We start from the raw sequence: 4,430 nt of genomic DNA, 5'->3' as shown, positions 1-4,430 counted from the left end.
CAAACTCCCGGTACTTATAAATATCCCTGGCTTGGATATCTGCAAGCACTTCACTAACCGTAGGTTCCCGCTCCAACCACAGATTCATTCCGGGGAAAATACCTTCCTGATGATTTCTCACGCAAAAAGTACAGTTATTGGTACAACGGTTGGTAATATTGATATATAAAGCGTCTCCCAATTCATACGTAATCGTCATCGGTCACTCCTTTTTGATTAACTATCCTCATATGCCATCTCCGTATATTCCTTCCTGCTCGTTGATCCTCCGTTTTTCGGTTTTTTCTATCTGCTCAACCTTACCATCTTCGATGCGAATAATCAATTGCCCATACATCAGACCGTCAAGTTGGGCAATAATTTTAGGCTGAAAAGAATGCTGTCTTGCTGGAACATCCTGTACTATATAGCTTGATTTATTTTTAGCGGTAAAAATAAACTTTTCGGTTCGCTCCATTTTAATCACATAGCCGTCTTGCACTGTCAAAATTAAGTGCCCATACTTAACCGTATGCAGCGAATGACGGATCAACTCCATAACTTGTGGCGGCAAACGTCTCTTGGAACTTAGCTTTTCCACATTACACCTCCGTAATTTTTTATTATTTACTAACCATCAGCCAAACAAGATGCAATGCAAAAGTGCGCTGATTGACTTTACAACGCTGCCGACGCGGATATGGATTCAGCCACATTCCCAGGCAACTGCCGCTTGCCTGCAGTGAAATGCTCGGTTTGCAATAATTCCCAAATTTTGTGCCGAACCCAGCCAAAGTCGGCTGATGAGCGAATACCATCACGTGGTCTAGGCAGGTTAATAGTAACAATGTCTTTAATTGTTCCGGGATTTGCCGTCATTATCGCCACCCGGTCTGCCAAAAACACTGCTTCATCAATAGCATGCGTAACAAAAATAATGGTTTTTTTTGTTTTTTCCCAAATGTGCAGTAATTCTTCCTGTAAAACTTCCCGTGTCTGAGCATCAATGGCCGCAAACGGTTCATCCATAAGCAAAACCTCCGGATCATAAGCCAATGCCCTGGCAATAGCTACACGTTGCTTCATGCCTCCGGACAATTCATGGGGATACCTATCCTCAAAGTTTTTCAAGCCTACTAATTCAATATATTGTTGACTAATTTCCTTGCGGTCTTTTGACGGCACCTTTTTTATTTCAAGGCCAAATTCAACGTTCTTTCTCACTGTTCGCCAGGGAAACAACGCGTATCCCTGCATTACAATACCACGATCCAAGGCCGGACCGGTAATCAGCTTACCATCCATATATATTTCTCCCGAGCTGGGTTGGGCCAAACCGGCAATCATATCCAGGAAAGTTGATTTACCGCAGCCGCTTGGTCCGACAATCGCCAAAAATTCTCCTTGTTTAACAGTAAGATCCAACTGTTTAATTGCTTCAAATTCAGTAGCTGCTTCGTTTGGCTTACGCTTAATTTTGAATACCCGCCGAATATTGCGGGCAACAATTTTGTCATCTGGAATATCCATTGGTACTACCTGATTGTTGGACATCTGACTTCCTCCTTTATCTGCAAACTGCAAATCCAAGCAATATTGATGCTATAACATATTCGATCATTCATTGTCTGCAAAGAGTACGGTACTAAGATACCGCTCGCCTGTATCCGGAAAAATAACCACAACCAACTTCCCCCTATTTTCCTGTCTTCTGGCAACCTGCAGAGCAGCAAATGCTGCTGCGCCGGAAGAAATACCGACTAATATGCCTTCTTCCTTAGCCAGACGCTGTGCAGTAGTAATGGCTTCTTCATTTTTTACTTTAAATATTTCATCAATTACATCCAGGTTCAGTACATAGGGAACGAAACCTGCCCCAATTCCTTGAATCTTATGAGGGCCTGGTTGCCCACCAGAAAGAACGGGAGAATCCAAAGGTTCAACCGCGACTACCTTGATATTAGGATTGCGCTGTTTGAGTACTTCGCCCACACCGGTAATTGTACCGCCAGTGCCAACACCGCCAACAATAATATCTACTTTACCGTCTGTATCCCGCCATATTTCGTCTGCAGTAGTAGCCCGATGAACTTCCGGATTGGCCGGATTATTAAACTGTTGCGGCACAAACGAATTTGGCGTCACAGCAGCTAATTCTTCGGCTTTTAAAACAGCTCCCTTCATGCCTGCCGCGCCAGGAGTGAGTACCAGTTCCGCACCGTATGCTTTCAACAAGTTGCGCCGTTCCACACTCATGGTCTCCGGCATGGTCAGGATTAGCCGGTATCCTTTGGCGGCAGCAATTAAGGCCAGGGCAATGCCGGTATTGCCGCTAGTAGGCTCGATAATTACGGTATCTTTATTTATAAGTCCTTTGTCCTCAGCGTCCTTAATCATACTAAAGCCAATGCGGTCCTTTATACTGCCGCCAGGATTAAACGACTCCAGTTTCGCCACGATTTCTGCTTGACTCTCGGCTGTTACCTTATTCAAACGCAATAGTGGCGTACCGCCGATTAAAGCAGTTATACTGCCGGCAATGTTTGACATACGAGCACATCCCCTCTACGAAATTATTCGAAATACTATCCGGGCTGCACAACAAGAAATCAAAAATAATAACAAAAGGCCAAAGTACCTTCTTGCGGAAAATACCTCAGCCTTCAGCCTCTCTGATCAGCCAAAAATTAGGATTATATTGTATTTAATTATACTGACCTGAACCCAGTTTCAATACTTTCCTAACATTTACTGCTGCGCCCTGAAACTTGTATTTGAGCTGCTGTATAGCGTAGGCCGGCTTCTATGGTATCACAGTATTCTGAGACCAAAATCCCCTTCGCTTGCAACCGCTCTTTCGCATGATAGCCAATACGCATGGTCAGCACCGCATTGCAATCTTTTAAGGCCTCAACAATCTGCTCCCGTGCGGCATCCCGATGATCGGCATCACACTCTGCCATACCGTTACAATACTGTCCTACTGTCCGAGTCTCGCGAAGCTGAAATTGCTGCCCATCCCCCTGGTAAATAAGCAACTTGGTGGCATGACCAAAATGCTGATCCACCAATTTTCCATGTTTTGAGGTAACCGCAATCCGGTAAACCGTCCCCGTCTCGTTGTCTACGGTTACGCAGTCCGCTGAGCGGCTACCCAGACGAAATTCCTGCGAACGGTCTTCATACAGCAAGCCGATGGCATCAGCCCGGCATTGCTGGCAATGACGCATCTGGCGAATGTCGAGCTGGCAAATATCCCTTAGGGCATTCAATTCTTTTGTGCTGGTCTGTGGCAAATGCTCAAAGGCACTGCCCGGTGCGGGAATGAGCGGCATAATATTGGTAACAAACACTCCCAATTCCTTCACCTTTTTGACAACCGCAGGTATATGCTTATCATTAACCCCTTTAATCATAACGATATTAATTTTAACCAGCACGCCATGTTTCACCAAATACTCAATACCTGCCAACTGGTTATGAAGTAACAGCTCCGCTGCTTGAGCACCGGTATACCGCTTACCCTGATAGGATACATACTGATATATTTCTGCCCCAATCATCGGATTTAACGCATTAACAGTTACCGTAACATGACGGATTCCTAAGGCCACAATTTCTGGCGCATACTCTGGCAGCAGCAATCCGTTTGTCGATAAACAAATAGTAATATCCGAATCGATGGCTTGAATGTGTTTAATTGTCTGTTTGGTAAGCGGCCAGTCAGCCAGCGCATCACCCGGTCCGGCTATGCCCACAACACTGAGGTGTTCGATTTTTTCTTTTACCCAAACAAATTTATCTTTAGCTAGTTCTGGTGTTAATACTTCACTGGTAACCCCCGGGCGACTTTCATTAACGCAGTCAAATTTACGATTACAATAATTGCATTGAATATTACACCGGGGAGCTACAGGCAAATGCATTCGGGCATATTTATGCTGAGCATCTGCCGAGTAGCAAGGATGCTTACCTGTTTTCGCCAAAACATCAGTACTTAGCCTACCGAAGCATACGCTGCCCATGCTCTCACCTCGCTGTTTCTGCCCCCATTTAAGGCAGCCTGCCTATAGTGGTAAGGGGGGCCCTGATAATTCCCATTAAATCCCAGCCGCCGCGCTACGAACCTCACCTGTCTCCATGGCTAGCAGTTGATCAGCCCATGCGGCTGCCCATTTACGTAATTCGGCGGTTTCCAAAGGCGATGGCACTTTTGACTCTGTGGTCTCTATTACCTTTTGGGCTAATCGGCTATAAATTTTTGCCTGTTCAGAGTATGGAGCTGCTTCCACGGTTGTTTTTCCCTGGAGTTCAGATTGCGTTACTGTTACCGAACGGGGTATATACTCCACTACCCGGGTTTGTGTCCGCCGCACAAAGTCATCGACAATCTCTTTTGCATAGGGAGCATTGATGGAATTGGCAATTAACCCACCTAGCAGCGCTCCGCC

5 protein-coding genes and 1 pseudogene are annotated in these 4,430 nt (G+C 45.5%); all 6 read right to left on the bottom strand.

Features of this window, described 5'->3' with window-relative positions:
• Positions 1-199 (bottom strand): annotated as a pseudogene (locus AC29Z1_RS14080) (radical SAM protein); the annotation flags it as partial.
• Between the two features lie 27 nt (positions 200-226).
• The gene (locus AC29Z1_RS14075; RefSeq protein WP_488272087.1) at positions 227-580 is read right to left on the bottom strand and encodes a DUF2292 domain-containing protein; all 354 of its coding nucleotides are present in this window, start codon (positions 578-580) and stop codon (positions 227-229) included.
• 77 nt (positions 581-657) lie between these two features.
• On the bottom strand, positions 658-1,533 hold the full coding sequence (locus AC29Z1_RS14070; RefSeq protein ID WP_488272086.1) for an ABC transporter ATP-binding protein: 876 nt from the start codon (positions 1,531-1,533) through the stop codon (positions 658-660).
• A 63-nt stretch (positions 1,534-1,596) separates the two neighbouring features.
• A complete protein-coding gene (gene cysK, locus AC29Z1_RS14065) occupies positions 1,597-2,529 on the bottom strand; it encodes a cysteine synthase A (RefSeq protein ID WP_488272085.1) in 933 nt (310 codons plus the stop codon).
• 191 nt (positions 2,530-2,720) lie between these two features.
• Positions 2,721-4,004, bottom strand: a complete 1,284-nt coding sequence (nifB, locus tag AC29Z1_RS14060; RefSeq protein ID WP_488272084.1) for a nitrogenase cofactor biosynthesis protein NifB — start codon at positions 4,002-4,004, stop codon at positions 2,721-2,723.
• A gap of 75 nt (positions 4,005-4,079) precedes the next feature.
• A partial coding sequence (locus tag AC29Z1_RS14055) for a P-loop NTPase family protein (RefSeq protein ID WP_488272083.1) occupies positions 4,080-4,430 on the bottom strand: 351 nt, incomplete at its 5' end.

This window comes from Sporomusa sp., assembly GCF_057736855.1.
Note: the sequence above shows the minus strand (reverse complement) of the source record. Positions and strands in the feature narration are given on the sequence as shown.

Coding starts and splice junctions, on each gene's coding strand:
- AC29Z1_RS14070 (WP_488272086.1), bottom strand. CDS start 1,533: ATGTCCAACAATCAGGTAGTACCAATGGATATTCCAGATGACAAAATT.
- nifB (WP_488272084.1), bottom strand. CDS start 4,004: ATGGGCAGCGTATGCTTCGGTAGGCTAAGTACTGATGTTTTGGCGAAA.
- cysK (WP_488272085.1), bottom strand. CDS start 2,529: ATGTCAAACATTGCCGGCAGTATAACTGCTTTAATCGGCGGTACGCCA.